The 20,490-nt window shown below is 61.4% G+C and carries 16 protein-coding genes; 14 read left to right on the top strand and 2 right to left on the bottom strand.

Annotated features, from left to right (window positions below):
- Positions 1 to 21: 21 nt before the first annotated feature.
- The 14 genes from MUN80_RS13685 to MUN80_RS13620 all read left to right on the top strand — a co-directional run bounded on the left by MUN80_RS13685 (position 22) and on the right by MUN80_RS13620 (position 18,260).
- Positions 22 to 1,614, top strand: coding sequence for a lipopolysaccharide biosynthesis protein (locus MUN80_RS13685; protein WP_244713721.1), 1,593 nt, complete (start codon positions 22 to 24; stop codon positions 1,612 to 1,614).
- Positions 1,611 to 2,828 (top strand): glycosyltransferase family 4 protein, encoded by a 1,218-nt coding sequence (locus tag MUN80_RS13680; RefSeq protein WP_244713718.1) that lies wholly within the window; start codon positions 1,611 to 1,613, stop codon positions 2,826 to 2,828. The genes MUN80_RS13685 and MUN80_RS13680 overlap by 4 nt, the downstream gene beginning before the upstream one ends.
- The gene (locus tag MUN80_RS13675; RefSeq protein WP_244713715.1) at positions 2,825 to 3,937 is read left to right on the top strand and encodes a glycosyltransferase family 4 protein; all 1,113 of its coding nucleotides are present in this window, start codon (positions 2,825 to 2,827) and stop codon (positions 3,935 to 3,937) included. The genes MUN80_RS13680 and MUN80_RS13675 overlap by 4 nt, the downstream gene beginning before the upstream one ends.
- 23 nt (positions 3,938 to 3,960) lie before the next feature.
- Complete coding sequence (locus MUN80_RS13670; protein WP_244713712.1) at positions 3,961 to 5,301, top strand: O-antigen ligase family protein; 1,341 nt, start codon at positions 3,961 to 3,963, stop codon at positions 5,299 to 5,301.
- Entirely contained in the window at positions 5,288 to 6,340 is a 1,053-nt protein-coding gene (locus MUN80_RS13665; RefSeq protein ID WP_244713709.1) for a nucleotide-diphospho-sugar transferase, read from the top strand. The genes MUN80_RS13670 and MUN80_RS13665 overlap by 14 nt, the downstream gene beginning before the upstream one ends.
- 32 nt (positions 6,341 to 6,372) lie before the next feature.
- Positions 6,373 to 7,215: a glycosyltransferase family 2 protein gene (locus MUN80_RS13660; RefSeq protein ID WP_244713707.1), complete on the top strand. Its 843-nt coding sequence runs from the start codon at positions 6,373 to 6,375 to the stop codon at positions 7,213 to 7,215.
- Between the two features lie 47 nt (positions 7,216 to 7,262).
- A complete protein-coding gene (locus tag MUN80_RS13655) occupies positions 7,263 to 8,138 on the top strand; it encodes an O-fucosyltransferase family protein (protein WP_244713704.1) in 876 nt (291 codons plus the stop codon).
- Positions 8,138 to 9,355 carry a hypothetical protein gene (locus MUN80_RS13650; RefSeq protein ID WP_244713701.1) on the top strand — a complete coding sequence of 406 codons (1,218 nt, stop codon included), beginning with the start codon at positions 8,138 to 8,140 and terminating at the stop codon, positions 9,353 to 9,355. The genes MUN80_RS13655 and MUN80_RS13650 overlap by 1 nt, the downstream gene beginning before the upstream one ends.
- A 758-nt stretch (positions 9,356 to 10,113) precedes the next feature.
- On the top strand, positions 10,114 to 13,062 hold the full coding sequence (locus MUN80_RS13645; protein ID WP_244713698.1) for an Ig-like domain-containing protein: 2,949 nt from the start codon (positions 10,114 to 10,116) through the stop codon (positions 13,060 to 13,062).
- A 291-nt stretch (positions 13,063 to 13,353) separates the two neighbouring features.
- Positions 13,354 to 14,466 carry a GDP-mannose 4,6-dehydratase gene (gene gmd / locus MUN80_RS13640; RefSeq protein WP_244713695.1) on the top strand — a complete coding sequence of 371 codons (1,113 nt, stop codon included), beginning with the start codon at positions 13,354 to 13,356 and terminating at the stop codon, positions 14,464 to 14,466.
- 132 nt (positions 14,467 to 14,598) lie between these two features.
- On the top strand, positions 14,599 to 15,558 hold the full coding sequence (locus tag MUN80_RS13635; RefSeq protein WP_244713692.1) for a GDP-L-fucose synthase family protein: 960 nt from the start codon (positions 14,599 to 14,601) through the stop codon (positions 15,556 to 15,558).
- Between the two features lie 36 nt (positions 15,559 to 15,594).
- Positions 15,595 to 16,839, top strand: coding sequence for a glycosyltransferase family 61 protein (locus tag MUN80_RS13630; protein WP_244713689.1), 1,245 nt, complete (start codon positions 15,595 to 15,597; stop codon positions 16,837 to 16,839).
- 161 nt (positions 16,840 to 17,000) lie between these two features.
- Positions 17,001 to 17,168, top strand: a complete 168-nt coding sequence (locus MUN80_RS13625) for a glycosyltransferase 61 family protein (protein WP_244713686.1) — start codon at positions 17,001 to 17,003, stop codon at positions 17,166 to 17,168.
- 75 nt (positions 17,169 to 17,243) lie between these two features.
- Positions 17,244 to 18,260, top strand: coding sequence for a glycosyltransferase family 2 protein (locus tag MUN80_RS13620; protein ID WP_244713684.1), 1,017 nt, complete (start codon positions 17,244 to 17,246; stop codon positions 18,258 to 18,260).
- A gap of 193 nt (positions 18,261 to 18,453) precedes the next feature.
- Here the strand turns inward: MUN80_RS13620 and MUN80_RS13615 are convergent, their stop codons facing one another.
- Complete coding sequence (locus MUN80_RS13615) at positions 18,454 to 19,806, bottom strand: NAD(P)H-dependent oxidoreductase (RefSeq protein WP_244713681.1); 1,353 nt, start codon at positions 19,804 to 19,806, stop codon at positions 18,454 to 18,456.
- 83 nt (positions 19,807 to 19,889) lie between these two features.
- Positions 19,890 to 20,459, bottom strand: coding sequence for a dTDP-4-dehydrorhamnose 3,5-epimerase (gene rfbC / locus MUN80_RS13610; RefSeq protein ID WP_244713678.1), 570 nt, complete (start codon positions 20,457 to 20,459; stop codon positions 19,890 to 19,892).
- Between the last annotated feature and the right edge of the window lie 31 nt (positions 20,460 to 20,490).

The raw sequence follows: 20,490 nt of genomic DNA, 5'->3' as shown, positions 1-20,490 counted from the left end.
CCCCTTCTTTCCTGGTATCCAATGTCTACCTCGACTGTCGATCAGCCGCGTCCCAGCCTCACCATGACCACGGTGCAGGGCGTGAAATGGAGCACGGCGGCCACTATTCTCACGGCCATCATGCAGGTGGGCTACACCGCCATTATGGCCCGCCTGCTCACACCCGCCGCGTTTGGGGTGGTGGCCCTGGCCAACGTGGTGCTGCGCTTCGGCGGCTATTTTGCTCAGATGGGCATGGAGCAGGCCATTATTCAGAAGCAGGAGCTGACCCGGGAAGACGTCCGGGCGGCCTTCACGGCCTCGGTGCTGCTGGGCATAGTCTTCGGCGGCCTGCTGATCTTGCTGGCCCCGCTGTCGGTCTATATTTTCCACGAGCCCGAAGTGGTGCCCGTGGCCCAGGCCCTGGCCCTGAGCCTGCTGCTGACGGGCTTGTCGGCCACGGCCCTGAGCTTGCTGCGGCGCACGATGCAGTTTCGGACCCTGGCCTTGGTCGAAGTCAGCTCCTACATCGTGTCGTACGGCGGCGTGGGCGTGAGCATGGCCCTGAGCGGCTACGGGGTGTGGAGTCTGGTGGCGGCCAGCGTGGCCCAGGGGCTGCTGGTGGGCCTGCTGGCCTACCTCGTGACGCGCCACTCGGTGGTGCCGCTGCTGAGCTGGGCGCATTACCAGCCGCTGTGGAGCTACGGCAGCCGTATTTCCCTGATCAGCTTCCTGGAATTTATTGGCAGCTCCCTGGATACGCTCATCATCGGGCGGGTGCTGGGCACGGCCCTGCTGGGCGTCTACAACCGCGCCTGGATGCTGGTGTCCTTGCCGATGTACATGCTCACGACCAGCGTGTCGAAGGTCATTTTCCCGGCCTTCAGCCAGGTACAGGCCGATGCGGACCGTCTGCGCAAGGTGTATTTATCGAGCGTGACGCTGGTGGCCGCATTTATCCTGCCCACGGCCGCCGGCATGATGGTAGCTGCCCCCGAATTGGTATACAGCCTGCTGGGCCCAAAGTGGGGCGACTCTATTCCCCTGCTGCGGGTGATGAGCTTTACCTCAAGCCTGATGTTGCTGACCATGTTTGGCGGCATCGTGAGCGACGCCCGAGCCCGGCTGCGCGAGAAAACCATCATCATTCTGCAATACCTGCTGATTCTGCCCGGGCTGTTCTGGCTGCTCCATGGCTGGGGCCTGATGGGCTACGCCCTGGCGCTGAATCTGGGCGCTTTGCTGTATGCCGGCCTGTTTATGCGCCTGCTGCATAACGATTTAGCCATCAGATACGGGCAACTACTGAGTATCTACGTCCCGGGCCTGTTCAACGCGGCCGTCATTGCTTCTGTGCTGGCCGGCGTACAGTTGGTCCTGAATTCCTGGCAGCTGCCGCCGGTCGTGTCGCTGCTTGTTCTGATGCTGGTGGGCGGACTGGTGCTGGGCACGCTGATTCTGCTGGTGCCACTGCCCGGCCTGCGCCGCGAGCTGAGCGCCTTCCTCGACCGCCTAGAGCCCCAAAGCCATTCCGGCGTGCTGGGCCGGTTGCTGGCCCGCTACGTGCGCTTTTTGAACCCAACCCGGTACGCCCCGACAACCGCCTATTCAACTGCTAACCCGGTGCTGCCATGAAGATCCTGTTTGTGTCTTACTGGGGCGAAACCGCACCGTGCGGCGTGCGGGTGCATTATCTGAACTTGGCCACCGAGCTGCGCCGGCTGGGCCACACGGTAGACCTGATTACGCCCAATACCCTGCAGGGGTCCCGCCGACGCGTGCTCAGCGGCCTGCAGCGGCTGGTAGCCCTGGTGGCCGGCCCCGAGGTAGCCCTGGACCTGTGGTATTTTGCCATGCTCTACACCGCCATACCCCGGCAGGCCGATTACGACCTGGCCAACGCCCACGATGTAGGCAGCGGAGCCGCCGTGCGCCGGGCGCTGCACGACCGGATACCGGTGGTCGTGACTGGGCATGCCAGTGAGCATCCGGCCGAGGAAATCATTCGCCGCAACCAGCTCTCCGGGTTGTCGGCCGGATTTATCCGCCGCTTGTACGCCTGGCTTCTGCCCCAAACCCAGTACTTTATCGGCGTTTCCGATTATCTGCTGGGCTGCTTCCGCCCCTTCCTGCCCGACGATTGTGTAACCCGGCGCATTCATGGCGGCAGCCCATTGCCGGCAAGTACCGACTCTGCCGGGTCCGCGCTAGTCATTCCCGAAGTTGCGGGCCGGCCGGTTATTCTCAACGTGGGATTTCTGGATGCTAACAAAAACCAGCGCTACCTCGTGGAAATAGCCCGGGAACTGCGCCACCTCCGCTCCGATTTTGTGGTGGCACTGGTGGGTAAAGGCCCCGAGGAAGCCACCCTGCGCCAGCTCATTGCCGACTACGACCTGACCGACCACGTGCTGCTGCTGGGCTACCGAACGGATGTGGCTCCTTTGCTACGGCAGGCTACCGTGTACGTGCACACGGCCCGGCTCGAATCGTTGGGCCTGGCGCTGGTAGAAGCCGTGCTGGCCGGGGTGCCAGTGCTGGCGCCCGCTACCGGCGGCATTCCCGAAGTGCTGGGAGCCACGCCCGAAGCCCTGTTTGCTCCTACTACCGAGCCGGCCCTGCTGGCCCGGCGCCTCCACCTGCTGCTCGCCGATGAGGCGGCCCGCCTTGTGCTGCACGCTCGTCAATACGCCCACGCTACCGCCTGCTTTACCCTGCCGCACATGGCCGCGCAGACGGTCGGCTTTTACCAGGAAACCCTGGCTCATTTCCGCGCCCTCTCTCCTTCCCACCAGGCTGAGCCCGCTTCTGTCCTGTCGTCCACACACACTGCATCCTCCCTTGCATGAACATTCTCTACGACCACCAGGCCTTCACCGTGCAGAATGTCGGCGGCGTCTCGCGCTATTTCCGGGCCCTGCTCGACCACGCGGCCCCCGACATTCACTCCCACGTGCCCGTTGTGCTTTCCAACAATGTGTACCTGAAAGACCGGCAGCATTCCCGGCATTCGAGCTTTTTTCCGAACCTGAGCTTTCGGGGCCGATTCTCGCTGATGCTGAACCTGAACCGCTCCGCGTCCCGCCGGGCCCTGCGCCAGGGCAAGTTCGATGTGTTTCATCCCACGCTGACTGATGACCCTTACTTTCTGCCCGAACTGCAGGACAAGCCCCTGGTTATCACCATTCACGACATGATACCGGTGCTGTTCGGGGAGCAGTACCCGCTGACTGACTTACCCCTGATGAGCCGGATTGCGCAGCGGGCCAACCAGATTATTGCCGTTTCGGAGCACACCCGCGCCGACATTCTGCGCCTGCTGCCCGTGAGTCCTGACCGGGTAACGGTGGTGCCGCACGGCTACACGCCGGTGGTGGCCGGGCAACCTACCCTGCCCGAGGGCTACCTGCTGTACGTGGGCACCCGCCAGGGCTACAAGAACTTCGACTGTTTGCTTCAGGCCCTGGCCCAACTGGTGCGCCAGCCCGGCCAGCGCAGCCTGCGGCTGGTGTGCGCTGGTGGCGGCAAGGCCACGGAGGCCGAGCAGGACCGCCTGCAGGTGCTGGACCTGACGGCAAATGTGCAGTTTACCGGAATGGTGTCGGAAGCCGAGCTGGCCAGTCTGTACCGCGGCGCGGCGGCCTTTGTGTTTCCCTCGCGCTACGAAGGCTTCGGCTTTCCGATTTTGGAAGCCTTTGCCCAGCATTGCCCCGTGGTGCTCAGTAACGCCTCCTGCTTTCCGGAAACGGCCCAGGACGCGGCCCTCTACTTCGACCCGCAGCAGCCCGCCGACCTGGCCCAGCTGCTACTGCTCTTGCTCCACGAACCGCACCTACGGCGGCAGCTGACCCAGCTGGGCTCCCTGCGCCTGCGCGACTTTACCTGGAGACGGACCGCCGCCCTTACCCACGAGGTGTACCGCGCCGCCCGGGAAGTGCCGCAACCCGTCCTGATCTGACTTTCTGCCTTGCCGCTGCTCCCATGAAACTTAGCCTGCGCTTCCGCTACCTGCTTGTTCTGCTGGTCGTCCTGTTTACCGATGCGGCGCTTTCCAGCTTCGTGTGGGAAGCCGAGGACGACCCCATGCTCCGGGTGTACAACTACGCCCTGCTGGGACTGGCAACGTGGCTGATTGTGCGCTCCTGGCGCTGGTTTTCGACCGGCATGGGGCGTTGGCTGCTGCTGGTACTTGTGAGCCTGGCAGCCCTGGCCCTGGAGTCGTACGCGGGCTGGGGCACCTGGGTGGTGTATCCGCACGTGTTCAGCAAGCTCACCCCGTATCTGGTCTTGTTTGGCGTGTATGCCTACTACCGCCGCCACGGCATTCCGCCCCTGGGGTTTATCCTGATGACCTTGCCCGTACTGGTAGCCCTCAACATCCTGGTTTTTCACCCCGAAACCTTCACCATTGCCGGCTTTCTGAGCCACGAACGGGGCGTGAATACCACCTCCGCCTTTCTGCTGGTACTGCCGGCCGTGTACTTTCTGAACCGCTATTTGGTCGGAAAGTCGCTGTTCTTTCTGTTTTACTTCTTCGTTGACTTGGGCATCATCATTTTTTTGCAACACCGAACCGTGTGGTTGAGCACCGGCTTGGCCCTGTTTCTCAACCTGATCCTGGTGGCCCGGGCCAGCACCACCCGCCTGAGCCTGCTGCGCTTCCTGCCGGTGGTGCTCATACCGCTGTTTTTTGGCCTGCTCGGGGGCCTGACGGTGGTGCTGAACAACCCCGACGTGCTCAAGAAGCTCAACAGCAACATCGAGGATATCTCCAACAGCGACAGTCAGGGCACGGGCAGCTGGCGCCTGCAGCAGTTTCAGGCCTACGAGCCGTTCCTGTGGGAATACCCCGTGGCCGGCATGCGCCTGAAGGGCTTTGAGCTGCCCATGCAGTTTTTCCACCAGGAATCCGGGGAGCCGGTGTGGCCCGACTACACGGGCCACCACTTCCACAGCTTCTACGTCGACCGGATGTTTTACTTCGGCCTGATCGGCGTATTGCTGGCCATTATGCCGGTGCTGCTGCTGGTCGTGCGGAGTTTGTCGCCGCCCCGGCCGCTGCCCCTGGAAACCATTGCTTTGGTGGCCTACGCCGGCAGTGGCTTGCTCTACGGCGTGTCCTACGACTGGCCTCTGTACTTTTTCGGCCTGCTGGGCCTGGCCTTTGCCGCCGCCGAGCTGGCCGTTCTGGAGCCGGCTCCATCCGCTACGGTGCCTGAAACGGCACAGCTTCCCGTTCTTCTTTCCCACCCGGAGGCGGCCATTCTTCCCCAATTTTCGCCCGCCACGTTGCCAACCGCTCCCGCCCATGTCTCCCTCTGATAGTGCTTCCGGCCTGTCTACGCCGGTGCTGTTCATTATTTTCAACCGGCCCGAGTCGACCCGGCAGGTACTGCTGGCTATTCGGGCGGCGCGCCCGGCCCGGCTCTACGTGGCCGCCGATGGTCCGCGCCCCGGCCGCCCGGCGGAAGCCGCGCTGTGCGCCCAGGTGCGGGCCCTGGTTACCGACCACATCGACTGGCCCTGCGAGGTATATACCCGGTTTCGGGAAACTAACCTGGGCTGCGGCCTCAACCCGGCTGAGGCCATCGACTGGTTTTTTGAGCGCGAGCCCGAGGGTATCATTCTGGAAGATGACTGCCTGCCCAGCCCGCATTTTTTCCAATTTTGCCAGGAGCTGCTGGTCCGCTACCGCCTCGACGCCCGCGTAATGCACATTGGCGGCTGTAACTTTTCCCGCGAAGCCCTGCGCCCCCAGGATCCTGCCGCCGACTCTTACTACTTCTCGGGGCAGGTGCAAAGCTGGGGCTGGGCCTCGTGGCGCCGGGCCTGGCAGCACTTCGATTTTAAGCTGCAGCTGCTGCCCGAACTGCGCCGCCGCCGCCTGCTCGGCAGCCTCTACCCCAGCCTGCTGGAGCGCCAGTACTGGCTGCCGCGCTTTCAGGCCATTTATAAGGCCCGGCAGGCGCCCAGCATCTGGGACTACCAGTGGCATTTTGCGGTAGCCGCCAACTCGGGCCTGACTATTCTGCCGGCGGTAAACCTGGTTTGCAACATTGGCTTCGGGCAGGACGCCACCCACACCACAGCCGCCGACGAGCAGTTTGCCCGCCCCGCGGCCGAGCAGTTTGCCTTTCCGCTCCGGCACCCGCCCGCGGTGCTGCGCGACCTGCGCCGCGACCAGCAGTACTTCCGCGAATTCCTGAGCGGCCGGGTAGCAGCCAAAACCCGCCGCCTGCTGCAACGTGTGCCCCGGTGGTTTCGGGAGCAGGGCACCGTGCCCCTGGACCCGCCCTACGCTCCTGAGCCCGAAGAAGCTGCCACGCACACTGCCCCGGCGGCTCCTCTCACCTATTCCTGACCTCGCCCGGTCGCCCTTCTACTCCTTTTACTATGCTGTTCATCGTAATTCCCGTTTTCAACCGCTGGTCCTTTACCCAGGCCTGCCTGCTTTCCTTGCGCCAGCAAACCCAGTCCAGCTTCTGCGTTATTGTGGTCGATGATGGCTCGACGGACGGCACCGGGGAGCGGCTGCGCCACGAGTTTCCGGAAGTGGAAGTCGTGGACGGCACGGGCCAGCTATTCTGGACGGCAGGCGTGAATGCTGGCATCCGGCGGGCCCTGACGCAGGGTGCCGACCGAATCCTGACTCTCAACAATGACGTGGTGGCCGCCCCCGATTTTGTGGAACGCATGCTGCTCTGGTCGCGCCGGCAGCCCCGGGCGCTGCTGGGTCCGCTGGAGCTGGATGCCCACACCAAGGAGCCGGTCTACGGCGGGGAGGTCTTCAACTGGCTGACCCACTCCCGCCGCGACCTGCTACAGACCCTGCCCGCCGACCAGCGCCACGGCCTGCACCCGGTTACCTACCTGCCCGGCCGCGGCCTGCTAATACCGGTGGCCGTATTCGAAGCCATTGGCCTGTTCGACGAAAAGCGCCTGCCTCACTACCTGGCCGACTTCGACTTTACCAGTGTAGCACGCCGGCATGGCTTTCCGGTCTTCGTCAACTACGACGCTCACCTGCTGACCTACCCCGAGGAAAGCGGGCAGGAACAGACGCGCCGCCACCGCAGCCTGCAGGGCTATTACCAGCATCTGTTCGGCATCCGGGGCGGCGGCAATCTGCGCAACTTCACGCACTTCGCGCTCAAAAACTGCCCTGTGCCGCTCGTACCGCTGTTTTTGCTTAACGGCTACGCCCGCCGCCTTACCGGCTATTTCCTGCACGGCTGAGGGGCCGCCCCGCTGAATTCATCTTTCCCCTTCTTTTTCTCCGCCCCGTGGTTATTCTCGTCAAACGTACCGGACAGCTGGGCAACCGGCTGTTTCTGTTTGCCCACTTTCTGGCCAATGCGGCCGAGTACGGCTACGAGCTGGCCAACCCCAGCTTCGGCGGGTACGCCCCGTTCTTTGAAGCCACGGCCACCGGCAACTTTGGCGGCCTGCCGGTGCGCCTGCATGCCTTCCGCCAGCCCCGCCTCGACCGCTTGCTCGACCTGGTGCAGCACCCGCGGGCCTTCGAGCTGCTGCGGCAGGCCAGCCGCCTGCTGCCCCGCCGCCCCGCCCTGCTCACCGACCTGCCCGACCAGGACTACGACCTCAACCAACCCGATTATCTGGCCGCGGCCCGTGGTGGCCTGGTGCTGGCTCACGGCTGGCAGTTTCGGGATAAGCGCAACTTCTCCCGCCACGGCGCGCTATTGCGCCAGCTTTTTGCTCCCATAGAGCCCCACCGCCGGGCCGTAACTGCGCTGCTGGCCGGCCTGCGTGAGTCGGCCGACGTAGTGGTGGGCGTCCACATTCGCCGCGGCGACTATGCTACGTATAATAACGGGGCTTATTTCTACGACAATGCCACCTATGCCCGGGCCATGCGGGCTGTGCAGGAACAATTGCCGGCCGGGCAACGGGTAGCATTTCTGCTGTGCTCGAATGAAGAGCTAACCCTTGCCGACTTTGCGGGCCTGCGGGTGCATCTGGCTACCAATCATTTTGTGGAAGACCTCTACGCCCTGGCCGCCTGCAACTACGTGCTGGGCCCACCCAGCTCCTACTCCATGTGGGCTTCGTTTTACGGTCAGGTGCCGCTGCTGCACCTGGCGCGGGCCAATCAGCCCGTGCAGCTGGCCGACTTTCAGGTTTTTCTGGATCAATAATGCTTACCTCCACCATGCTGTCCTATGTATCCGTGCGCCTGGCCTGGCTGTGCAGCGGCACTTGTCTGCTAGTGCCGGGCTCCCAGCTGACGGCCCCGGCTCAGGCAGGTGCCATCATTATTCGCAAGGGCGGCGTGTATACTGGCGACTACCGCAGCACCGACTCTACTGTGCCCTGCATCCGCATTATCACCACCGAGCCCGTCACGCTGCGCGGCTGCCGGCTTAGTGGGGCCGGCAATCTGATTGAGGCCACTACCGGCGGGGCCGACCTGACGGTGGAAAACTGCACCGGCGTGGGCCTGCGTCCCAGCCGCGACCAAACGCGCCGGGGCCGGTTTCTGGAAATCAACTCGGCCCGCAACCTGCGCTTACTCAACAATGCCTTTACCCAGACCACCGGCATTGCCGTGTACCAGTGGAGCGGCGACGGCTCGGCCTCCCAGACCCTGAAAATCCTGCGCAACTCGGCTAAGAATATAGACGGGCGCTACCGCGACGGGGGTAGCACCACCGTGTCGTGCATTTCTTTAAACCAGGTGCATGGCCTGGCCAACGTGGAAATAGCCTGGAACCAGGTTATCAACGAGCCCGACCAATCTTTGGTCGAGGACAACATCAACCTGTATAACTCATCTGGCACGGCCAGCAGCCCGATTCGGGTGCATAATAACTACGTGCAGGGCGCCTATCCGTATCCAGCCACCGCGGCCAAGTTTAGCGGCACCGGCATAATTACCGACGGCGACAACGCCTCGGCCCTGACCATGACCGCCTACGTGGACGCCACGCAGAATCAGTTTGTGTCGACGTGCAACTCGGCCATGAACATCGCCGGCGGCCACCACGTGCGCTACACCCAGAACCGCATGGTCACCAGCGGGCTGCTGCCCAACGGCACCAAGCTCAACGCCACCTACTGCGGCATCGCCGTCTTCAACTTCTACCAGCAGGCCCTGTTCGGCAACCATCTGGTCGACAACAACACCATGGGCATGGTCAAGTGGGGAGCCAACAACCCCTTTCCCAACCGCAACGACAACGGCGACTACGGCTTTCCCATCCACACCAACACCCAGCACCTGCCCAACCCCATCACCCTGCAGACCGAGCAGGACGAGTGGACCCGCTGGATCAACAAACTCAAAGCCAATGGCGTGCAGGTAGGCCCCACAGCCGCCCCTTCGCTCCCGACTGCCCGCTCCGACAAACGGTAAAACCCGTAAAGCCCCCGGCGCCCCGGAGAATTTTTTATTTGTTGCTGACTAAAGCACCCATCATGGGTGCTTTTTTGGCTTTAGTAGGACCAACCCACCTTTACAGTAGACGAACATCCTATATACACAAAACGGCATACGATAAACAAAGTCTTTTATAAAATTAATACAATACATATTATTTTGTCATGCGTCTTGCATAACAAATCAATTTTATACATTTGCACTGAACCTCGATATCAGTTTTAGGACTTTAACAAGTCACCTACTGATTAACTTTTTCATAAGTGCTCTAATTAGACGTAGACACTACGATTCTAATTGCACCCAAAAAAGAGTTGTAAAGCGGGACGCCAGTTTTGTGCCGCTGGATGATGTTGGTCTTGAGTAGCTACTAAAGCACTCAACTTGGTGATTAAAGGCTTTTAATACTTTATTTTGGGAACGGCGATACGCGTGGTCAACCCCAAAAAGAACGTAGCAAAAGCAGGCACGAATTGCATAGCGACTGCCGTTGCCAAAAGAGCCGCCAGTGTAGCAGCCACAGACCAATTGTAAAAAAACAAGTACGGCAGCTGAAACGATTTGTTCATATGCCGGGTTTTTCACAACATCCCTCTATAGGGTTTACTTTTCTAAAAACACACAGAATGCAAAACACCTCTGGACTCCAGTTCCGTTCTAACCGGAACGCCTCCTCTGGTACACACTTTCTGCCCCTGTTGGCGCTCGTGCTGTTGGTCTCATCTTTTTTCCCCGTGTCACTCCGGGCTCAGGGCCAAGCGCCCAATGTGACGTACTCCGGTCCCCTCACTATCACCCAGGGTGGTACTTATACGGGCAATTTCAAGAGTACCAATTCCCGGGTACCCTGCATCCTTATCCAAACTACCCAGCCAGTAATCATTGAGAACTGCATTCTGGCGGGTGCCGGCGACCTGATTCTGGCCAATGCCGGCGGCTACAACCTGACCGTGCGCAACAACCGCGGCTATGGCTTGCAGCAAAGCCTCGACAACGAGCGCCATGGCCGCTTCCTGGAAGTAAACGGGGCCCGCTCGGTAACTATCGAGAACAATTACTTTGAACATACGACCGGTATCGCCATCTACCAGTGGAGCGGCGACGGCTCGGCCTCGCAGACGCTGAAGGTACGGCGCAACGTGGCTAAGAATATGGATGGCCGCTACCGCAACGGCGGTGGCACGTTCTGTAATTTTTTGGGTCTCAATCAGGTGAAAGCCCTCAGCAATGTAGAGGTAGCCTGGAACCAGGTTATCAATGAGCCCAACAACTCGCTGGTAGAAGACAACATCAACTTCTACAACTCGGGCGGCACAGCCAGCAGCCCCATGAGCATCCACGACAACTACGTGCAGGGTGCTTACCCCTTCCCCGCCACTGATACCAAGTTTACCGGTACGGGCATGATCGTCGACGGCGACGGCAGCTCCCAGCAGGGCTACCTCGATGCCACGCAGAATCAGTTTGTGTCGACGTGCAACTCGGCCATGAACATCGCCGGCGGCCACCACGTGCGCTACACCCAGAACCGCATGGTCACCAGCGGGCTGCTGCCCAACGGCACCAAGCTCAACGCCACCTACTGCGGCATCGCCGTCTTCAACTTCTACCAGCAGGCCCTGTTCGGCAACCACCTGGTCGACAACAACACCATGGGCATGGTCAAGTGGGGAGCCAACAACCCCTTTCCCAACCGCAACGACAACGGCGACTACGGCTTTCCCATCCACACCAACACCCAGCACCTGCCCAACCCCATCACCCTGCAGACCGAGCAGGACGAGTGGACCCGCTGGATCAACAAACTCAAAGCAAACGGCATCACCATCGGCACCGGCACCAACACCAACGGTGGAGGCAGCGGCACTCCAACCAACGCAGCACCCACGGTTAGCCTGACTTCGCCCGCTACGTCGAGCGTACCTGTAGGCACGGTGCTGAACCTTACGGCCACAGCCGCCGACGCTGATGGCTCGGTCGCCAAGGTGGAGTTCTTCAACGGCGCCACCAAGCTCGGCGAAGACACCTCGGCTCCGTACCAGCTCAGCTACACGGCCGCTACCGTTGGCACCCTGACGCTCTCGGCCCGCGCTACCGATAACGCCGGCGCTACTGCCAACTCCGGCACGGCTACGGTTACGGTTACCTCCTCGACGGTCATCATCACCCCGCCCACGGCCGGCGCCTTCTACCGGGCCATCAACATCAACGGTCCGGCCATCACGCTCGACGGCAACGCCTGGCAGGCCAGCAACGGGGCCAGCGGCGTGCAGATCATCGGTACGCCCTTCGCCAATCAGGGCGTGACGCTCAACCCGGCTACCGACGCCACCCGCGCTAGCATGATTCGCTCCTCGGTGTACGGCACCACGACCGGCGCCGCTATTACGGTGCCCAATGGAGCCTACCAAGTGTACTTCTATGTGTGGGAAGACAATAACGCCGAGACGTTCAACCTGCTGGTAGAAGGCCAGACGGTCCGCTCGGGCTACAACAGCGGCTCGACCGGTAAGTGGGAGAAAGTAGGCCCATTTACGGCTAACGTAACCGACGGTACATTGAACATGTCGACTTCGGGCGGCACGGCCAACCTCTCCGGCGTAGAAATTTGGGCAGGCTCGGCAACGGCTCCGACCAACGCAGCACCCACGGTTAGCCTGACTTCGCCCGCTACGTCGAGCGTACCTGTAGGCACGGTGCTGAACCTTACGGCCACAGCCGCCGACGCTGATGGCTCGGTCGCCAAGGTGGAGTTCTTCAACGGCGCTACCAAGCTCGGCGAAGACACCTCGGCTCCGTACCAGCTCAGCTACACGGCCGCTACCGTTGGCACCCTGACGCTCTCGGCCCGCGCTACCGATAATGCTGGCGCTGCCGCTAGCTCGGCTTCCGCAACCGTTACGGTAACCACCGCAACTACTCCGACCGCAGCCTCTTTCTACCGGGCCATCAACATCAACGGTCCGGCCATCACGCTCGACGGCAACGCCTGGCAGGCCAGCAACGGGGCCAGCGGCGTGCAGATCATCGGTACACCCTTCGCCAACCAGGGCGTGACGCTCAACCCGGCTACCGACGCCACCCGCGCTAGCATGATTCGCTCCTCGGTCTATGGCAACACGACGGGGGTTAACATCAGCAGCGTACCCAACGGCACGTACCAGGTGTACCTCTATGTGTGGGAAGACAATAACGCTGAGACCTTCAACATCCTGGTAGAAGGCCAGACAGTCCGCTCGGGCTACAACAGCGGCTCGGCCGGTAAGTGGGAGAAAGTAGGCCCGTTCACGACCAACGTGACGGACGGTACATTGAACGTATCGACCTCCGGCGGCCATGCCAACCTCTCCGGCGTGGAAGTCTGGAAGGCAGCCACCGGCACGGCCACCACGACTCAGGCCCGCACGAGCGTTGGTTCGTCCACGGCCATGGTGGGCAGCGTTTCGGCCTACCCCTCGCCTATGACCAATGAGCTGAGCATCGAGCTGAATCAGGCTCAGACCGAAACCATGCGCGTGGCCATTCTCAATCAGAGCGGCGCGGTAGTGCAGAACTCGGAGGTGGCTTTCAAGCAAGGCCTGTCGACCGATAAGCTTAACGTCAGCAACCTGCCTGCCGGTAACTACTTCCTGCGCTTCACCAGCGGCTCCCTGACTGGCAAAAGCATCCAGATCAGCAAATAGCTCGACCCTAGCTTCGTTTCATTTTTTGGCAAAAGCCTGGTCCTCGGCAGAGGGTCAGGCTTTTAGCTTTTACCCCTGTTTCATCAACCACGGCTATGGCCACCTTGCCAAGTGGAGCTGCAACCCATTATTTTTAACTTTACTTATATTTAAAATAAATATTTTTATCATCGCTCTTGCTATTCACGTTTTAAATACAATAATTTGATACAATAGTTCTATAAAGTACGCTTTGGGCGGCTGCGGGCTATTCTGCTCCTTTTGATCCACTTTGTCTTTTTCTACATCTGTATGAAGCGCGCACTGATTACCGGAATTACCGGCCAGGATGGTTCGTATCTGGCCGAGCTGCTACTGAGCAAGGGCTACGAGGTTCACGGCATCAAACGACGGTCCTCCCTGTTCAACACCGACCGGATTGACCACCTCTACCAAGACCCGCACGAAGCCAACGTCCGCTTCAAGCTGCACTACGGTGACCTAGCCGACTCCACCAACCTGATCCGCATTGTGCAGGAAGTGCAGCCCGACGAGATTTATAACTTGGGCGCCATGTCGCACGTGAAAGTGTCGTTCGACACGCCCGAGTACACGGCCGACGTCGACGGGCTGGGCACGCTGCGGCTGCTCGAAGCCGTGCGCATTCTGGGTTTGGCCCGGAAAACCCGGATTTATCAGGCTTCCACCTCCGAGCTTTACGGCCTGGTGCAGCAGGTGCCGCAGTCGGAAGCCACGCCCTTCTACCCCCGCTCGCCCTACGCCGTGGCCAAGTTGTACGGCTACTGGATTACGGTAAACTACCGGGAAGCCTACGGCATGTATGCCTGCAACGGCATTCTGTTCAACCACGAGTCGCCGCTGCGGGGTGAAACCTTTGTGACGCGCAAAATCACCCGCGGCGTGGCCCGCATTGCTATGGGGCTGCAGCAGAAAATCTTCCTGGGCAACCTGGATGCCCGCCGCGACTGGGGCCACGCCCGCGACTACGTGGAAGCCATGTGGCGCATGCTGCAGCAGGAGGAGGCCCGCGACTACGTCATTGCCACCGGCGTCACGACCACCGTGCGCGACTTTATTCTGCTGGCCTTTGCTGAACTGGGCATTGAGCTCAACTTCGTGGGTGAAGGCGTGAGCGAAGTGGGCTACGTGGTGTCCTGCTCCAATCCCGACTACCAGGTGCCCGAAGGTCAGGTGGTGGTTGCCGTCGACCCAGCCTACTTCCGCCCCACCGAAGTCGAGCTGCTGATTGGGGACCCGACGCGCGCCAAAACCGAGCTGGGTTGGGAGCCGCAGTATGATTTGCAGGCCCTGGTAGCCGACATGGTGCAGGCCGACGTGAAGCTGTTCCGCCGCGACACGGTGCTGCTCGAAGCCGGGCACCAGGTAATGTACCACGATGAATAAGGTGAGATGATGAAGTGGTGAACTGGTGAGTTGATGTACGACTTGCGCTATCTGTGCGGCCGGACTATAAAACCCACCAAATCACCAGCCTGCTGACTCACAATTTCACTATCTCACCATTTTACTTCCCTAATGGACAAACACGCGAAAATCTACGTAGCCGGGCACCGGGGTATGGTTGGGGCGGCTATTATGCGCCGCCTGCACGGCGCTGGCTACGACAACCTGGTGGTACGCACCTCGGCCGAGCTGGACCTGCGCGACCAGGCCGCCGTGGCCGACTTCTTTGCCCAGGAAAAACCCGAATATGTCTTTCTGGCCGCCGCCAAAGTGGGCGGTATTCACGCTAACAATACCTACCGCGCAGATTTTCTCTACGACAACTTGATGATACAGGCCAACGTGCTGGGCCAGAGCCACGAGCACGGCGTACGGAAGCTGCTGTTTCTGGGCTCGTCCTGCATCTATCCCAAAATGGCCCCCCAGCCCATTAAGGAGGAATACCTGCTGACTGGCGCTCTGGAGCCGACCAACGAGCCCTACGCCATTGCCAAAATTGCGGGCCTTAAGCTTTGTGAGGCCTACCGGGCGCAGTACGGTAGCAACTTCATTTCGGTGATGCCGACCAACCTCTACGGCCCCGGCGACAACTACGACCTGGCTAACTCCCACGTGCTGCCGGCCATGCTGCGCAAGTTTGGCGAAGCCGTGGAGCGCGGCCTGCCCCGCGTCACCATCTGGGGCACGGGCACGCCACGACGCGAGTTTCTGCACGTCGACGACCTGGCCGATGCCTGCCTGCACCTGATGCTGCACTATCAGGAAGCCGCGCCCGTGAACGTGGGCACCGGCCGCGACATCTCCATTCAGGAGCTTGCCGAGCTTATTGCCGAGCTGACGGGCTACGTCGGCGAAATTATCTATGACTTCTCGCGCCCCGATGGCACGCCCCGTAAGCTTCTCGATGTCAGCAGACTCCACTCCCTGGGCTGGCGGCATCAGATTGGGCTTACCGAAGGCCTGCAATCTGTAATTGCCGCGGCCGACTGGCGGCAGGCAGTTCGCTTATCTCCACTCCAGGCTTTGGCCTAACCACGCTCAAACAACCACACATTCCCCCCATGTTTTATGCACGATATGCTACTCCGAGCCCGCCGGCGTGCCGGTCGGCTGCTGCGCGAAATCGTTCCTTACAACGGGCACTTCCGCCCAACCGGTATTCATCCGACCAGTAAAGAACTAGCCCACCAGATAGGAAGTGGCGTTTTTTACCAGGAAATATATCCGGCTTATACCTCCACGCTGGACATTCCGCCGGCCCTGTACGAGGCCGGTCCCAGCTATAACAAGTTTCCGCACTGGGAGGAGGTACCGCCGGCTTTCACGCTGGAGGTGCTCAACGGCCGTCTCTACGCCGACAACTTCAACAGTGAGGCCGTGATATCGGCCGATAATAAGCTGATTGGGGATGTGTCGTTTCAGTATGCCCGCGGCAAGTGGCAGCTGACCCAGCCCGCCGACAACAACATCTTCCAGCAGCGCTTTTTTCTGCCGCCCATCCGCGTCAGGGGCACCGTGTGCAGCCTGCTCTCGGGCGGCGGGGCCGCGCTGGGCAACTACTACCATTGGCTGGTTGACTCGCTGCCGCGGCTGCACCTGATACGGGAAGCCGGCCTGCTCGACTCCATTGACTACTTTCTGGTGTACAACCGCAACCTGCGCTTTATGCTGGAAACGCTGGCGCCACTGGGTATCGGGCCTGAGCGGATTATCGACGTAACCACCCACCGCCACCTGCAGGCCGACCGGCTGCTGCTAAGCTCACCGGTGCGCGGCAAGGGCGTGCACACGCCCGACTGGGTTTTCCGGTTTCTGCGCGACACGTATCTGCCCGCCACCTGCACCCGCCAATTCAACCCCTACATCTACATCAGCCGACGCGACGCACCGGGGCGGCGAGTGCAGCCCGCAGCCGAGGTAGAGGCCATGCTGGCCCAGGAGTTTGGCTTTGCAACGTATGTGCTGTCGGAGCTTTCCTTTGCCGAGAAAGTCGCCCTGTTCAGCCAGGCCAAAGCCATTATCTCGCCCATCGGGGCCGGCCTGTGCAACATCATCTTCTCGCCCCGGGCCGCTCCCCTATTGGAGCTGCTGCCCAGCAGCTTTGCCCTGGGCGACTACTGCGAAGTGTGCGCCCGCCTGGGCAAGCATTATGACTGGCTAGTGTGCGACAGTCCGGAGGAGGCCACCAACCACAACGACGCCAGCCGAGAAGACCTGAAGGTAGATTTGGCGACGCTCCGGGAGCGGGTGAGCCTGCTGCTGAGCCACGCCAAAAGCTCCTCGCAGCAGCGCGAACTTGAACTAGAAGCCTAAGCTGACTTCTCGGTCCTGCTCCTGCTTACTCGCACAAACACCGGACACACCCGATTCCACAGCTTCACCACCAGTTGCTACTTACCCAAGGGCAGGGTGGTTCATGTTTCAGGTGTTTCTGTCCGCTTTGCAAGCGTATTCCTTTAGTCCGCTGGTAGTACGTGAGCCGCCGCGACACGAGCTTCCGCCACGTGCGCAACGTGGCGGAAGTCGAAAAGATGCTCAACACGTTTGGCTTCCGGAGCTACGAACTCAGCCCATTGAGTCTGCGGGAAAAAGTAGCCTTGTTGGCCGGCGCTTACCGGCCCCGGCCATGGTGGGGCCGGTAAGCGCCGGCCGGGCAAACATGCTGCTCTGCGCGCCGGGTACCTAGCCATCTCCCGTTTCACCTCTTTTTTCCTCCTATGCCTTCCGTTTTGCTTTCGCTCGTCACCTGGAACAGCGCCGACTCGGTGGAGGCCTGCCTGCGCTCAGCCTTGGCCCAAACTTACTCAGACTTTGAGTTCTGGGTAGTCGATAACGCCTCCGCCGACGATACCTGTGCCCGGGTTGAAGCACTGTCGGCCGCCGATAAGAGGCTGAAGCTGCATCGCCTGCCGCAAAACACCGGCTTCTGCGGCGGCCACAACTACGCCCTGGACCGCACCCAGTCGGACTACGTGCTGCTGGTAAACCCCGACGTAGAAATGCAGCCCGACTACCTGGCAAAGGCTGTGGCAGCCATGCAGCGCGACGAGCAAATCGGGACGGTGTGTGGACTGCTGGTGCAAAGTCAGGAAGCCGACCCCTACATCGACAGCGCCGGTATGACGGCCCTACCTGATGGGCGCTACAGACTACGCCTGCACCGGCAGCGCGTCAGTGAGGCCGCGCTGGAGCCCGGCTACGTGGACGGGGCCGATGGCGCGCTGCCGCTGTTCCGTCGCCGCTTTATTAATGATTTGCGGATAGAAGGTCACTTTTTCGACCCGCGCTTTTTTGCCCACAAAGAGGACTGGGATGTGGCCTGGCGCGGGCGGCTCTACGGCTGGCGGACCTGGTTTGAGCCTTCCTGCCGCGCGTTGCACCCCCGACAGTTTTTGCCCGCCAACTTACGCCTGCGCAACCGCCTGGCCAGCGCCATCAAAACCGACGCGGTGAAAAACCAGTGGCTGCTGCTCATCAAAAACACGACCCCTGCGCAGGCCCCGCGGCTGCTGCTACAGGCCATTCCGCGGCAGCTGGCCATTATGGCTTACTCGGTACTGTTTGAGCGCAGCTCCTTGCCGGCGTATCGGTATATATGGCAGCATTGGCGGGAGGCAGTGGAAAGCCGGAAGATTATCCAGGCCCGGGCGCGGCGCGGCTGGCAGCCAGCTTCCGGCCCGACCACACCTACCCAACTTTCTGCCCGGCCCGAACCTGCTGCGGTAGTCGTGTAAGGTAACACCGCTTACCAATCTTAAAAGCCCAGACTCAGCAGCAGTTTGCTGCTGAGTCTGGGCTTTTTTGGTTCGGCCCACTTCCCTTCCATCACACTCCGGCCAAGATTTTGCCCACAAAAAAGCAGCACCACCCTTCCCGGACGGCGCTGCTTTTTACCACTGAAATACCGTTGCCGGCCTTGTCTTATGCTTATTCCCCGGCCACTGCCGCGGCCTCCGTCGGAGCTGCTACTTTGGCCGGTTGGGCCTGGCCGAAATACGCGGCCTGCTCCTGGCGCAACTGGTCGATGAGGCGGCCTTCGGGCAGCAGCACGTCGTCGTAGGTCAGCACCTGGTCTTTGGGCACGTCGTGGCGCAGGATGCAGCCCTCGGCCACGCCGATGGGCAAAAGCCGCTCCTGGTCGGCTACCGAGGCGTTTTCGGCCAGGCCGTAGGTGTGGTAGTGCCCGATGCCGTCCAGGGTCTGGCCGGCAAACAACGGAATCTTGGCCGCCGTTACCACCTCGACCTGCATAACGCCAGCCGGGGCCAGGGCCGCGTCGCCAAAGAGCACGGCGCGGGCCACGGTAGTCGGCGTTTCGAAATGGCAGAGGTGATAAGGCGTGTAGAAGCAGTACAGCGGCCCGGGCCCGAGCTTATAGAGCTTCAGATAGTGCTGCTGCACCGGGTCATCGATGGTGCCCAGCACGAAGACGCCGGGGCCAGGCTCGGCGCCCACCACGTAGTCCACGATGCCGGGGCCGCCGCTGAGCAGCAGCTCCTGCGGGTACCACTCGGCGGCCTTGCTGATGGGCGTGCCGGGCGCCACAGTCGGGCCCAGCATGCCGCGCTGCGCCACCTGCATGCCCAGGGCGTTGGCAATGACAGCCTGCTCGAAGCTAATTTTGCTGCCGTCGGCGAAGCTGGTAACCATGCTCGGGTTCTGGCCCCACTGCCGGGCAAAGCCCTCCTGGGTGGTCGGGTTGCGGTACGGGTCGTGCAGGCCCTTGATGTTGCCGCACAGCACCGGCTTCACTCCAATGCCCTTTACGAAGCGGGCCAGATTGAGCGTCACGCCGGGCTGGTCGCCGTCGGCCACGGTATAGATTACCCCGGCCCGGTCGGCATACACTTTCAGAATCGGGCCCACGGTGCCGTCCAGCTCGGCGTTGAGCAGCACGATATGCTTGCCGTGCCGAATGGCCTCCAGCACCACCCGGGCGCCGTGCTCCACGGCCCCGGTCACCTCGATGATGGCGTCGATGCCCTCGGCCCGGCTCAGCAGCAGCGCGTCGTCGGTAATGGCGGGCAGGCCCTGGGCAATGCAGGCTTCGAGCTGACTCACCGAGGCTACCTCTCGCGGGGCCAGGGTGCCGGCTTCCTCGTAGCACTGCCGGGCTTTGTCGAGGGTGCGGTTGGCAATGGCCACCAGCTCCATGCCGGGCACGTAGCGGCAAATCTGCCGGGCCACGCCCTTAGCCATAAAGCCCGCGCCCACCATGCCCACGCGGATGGGCTGGCCCAGGCGCTGCCGTTCGGCCAGGGCTTTGTCTACTAGTATCATGCGTGTTCTAAAATGAGAGTGAGAAATGCAGCCCGCGTGAAAAGCACGCGCCGGGCCCAGGTTTTCCCGGGCCCGGCGCCTACCTATTCTACCAGTCGGGCTTCGGTTTGAATTTCGGGCACCAGCAGCTGGAAATCCGGGTGCCTGCTGTCCTTCTCCGACACCAGCTTGGGCTCGAAAGGCCACTGAATGTTGATGGCCGGGTCGTTCCAGCGCAGGCCCCGCTCGGCCCCTGGGGCGTACTTGGCCGACACCTGATAGCACACGTCGGTATTGTCGGTGAGCGTTAGGAAGCCATGGGCAAAGCGGCCCGGCACGAACAGCATCCGGAAGCTGGAAGCCGTCAGCTCCACGCCCAGCCACTGCCCATACGTCGGCGACTCTTCCCGTAAATCCACGATGACGTCGTAGATGGCGCCCTGGGTGCAGCGTACCAGCTTGGTTTCCTCGTGGGGCGGCAGCTGGAAGTGCATGCCGCGCAGAGTGCCTTTTCGCGGGTTCGACGACACGTTGGCCTGCAATGGGGGCATGAGAATGCCGTGGGCGGCAAACTCGTCTTCGCACCAGGAACGGGCAAAAAAGCCGCGTTCATCCGATAGCCGGTCGACGTCAATGATAAAAGCGCCAGATAGTTCGGTTTCCGTGAAAATCATAGAAAGGAGGTGTAGCGGTGGCAGAAAAGGG

The organism is Hymenobacter cellulosivorans (assembly GCF_022919135.1).
Classification (GTDB): Bacteria; Bacteroidota; Bacteroidia; order Cytophagales; family Hymenobacteraceae; genus Hymenobacter; species Hymenobacter cellulosivorans.
Note: the sequence above shows the minus strand (reverse complement) of the source record. Positions and strands in the feature narration are given on the sequence as shown.